This window comes from Herbiconiux daphne (assembly GCF_024979295.1).
Taxonomy (GTDB): Bacteria; Actinomycetota; Actinomycetes; order Actinomycetales; family Microbacteriaceae; genus Herbiconiux; species Herbiconiux daphnes.
This window is the reverse complement of record NZ_JANLCJ010000241.1, coordinates 1-864: the sequence shown is the minus strand read 5'-3', so window position 1 is coordinate 864 and position 864 is coordinate 1. Positions and strand designations below refer to the sequence as shown.

At 42.4% G+C, this 864-nt stretch carries 2 protein-coding genes; both read left to right on the top strand.

Annotation, left to right across the window (positions count from 1 at the left end; translation table 11 throughout):
* Positions 1-186: gamma-glutamylcyclotransferase family protein (locus tag N1032_RS24365; protein ID WP_259543080.1), on the top strand; the 186-nt coding region annotated here is incomplete at its 5' end.
* 227 nt (positions 187-413) lie between these two features.
* A partial coding sequence (locus N1032_RS24360; protein ID WP_259543078.1) for a hypothetical protein occupies positions 414-864 on the top strand: 451 nt, incomplete at its 3' end.

Genomic DNA, 864 nt, shown 5'->3' with positions numbered 1-864 from the left:
ACCGGTCTGAAAGGGTCTTACGATGCTCTGGAAGGCTATCCATCTTTCTATAATCGTACTCAGATTCCAGTGGTGCTGGATGATGGTCGTGAACTGGACGCATGGATCTACCACATTGACGAAGAGCAGAAAGAGGGTGTAGCTCATGGTGATTGGGTCAAGTACCTCGAAGAGAACCCTCGTTAAGAGTATACGTAATCTTCAACAGAAAGTTCACTTTTTTAAATGGAAGCTATGGAAATATCAGGATGCATCTGATGTAGCTTTCATGGAACAGAATTACACATTAGTGGAATTGTGTGACAAAAACGTAGAAGCTTATAAAAAAGCTTTTACATCAGCAAAAAGGACGCTGGCTAACTTTGAAGAGAGGTTAGCAGCACTGTAATACTCAGAGTTCCAGGGAGGGACGAATGAGCAATAAAGAAATTATTGGAAACACTGCATGCCCTTCCTGCCGATCTCTCGGTAGGGATAAAACTGGTGACCATCTAGTTTTGTTCAGAAACAAAGAAGGTGAACAGTGGGGTAAGTGCGGTAGATGTGGTCACTATGAGATCTTTGAAAAAGGTAAGTTGCCAGAGATTCGTGAGAAGAAAGAACTCACTGATGAAGAACTGGCTTCTGTACTTGCCGAAGTAGGAGAACTCCCTCAGAAAGATTTAACACAAAGACTTATCCCGAAGACCGTTGCGGAGCGGTACGGAGTAAGGGTAGGTTTGTCTTGTGAGGATGGGGCTACACCAGTAAGTTATTTCTTTCCGCGAGAAAGAGAAGGTGAAATTCAAGGCTATGAAGTTAAAGTTCTTGATCGGAAATATTTTTATTATGTAGGACGTGTAAAAGATTCCGACTTCTTTGGTA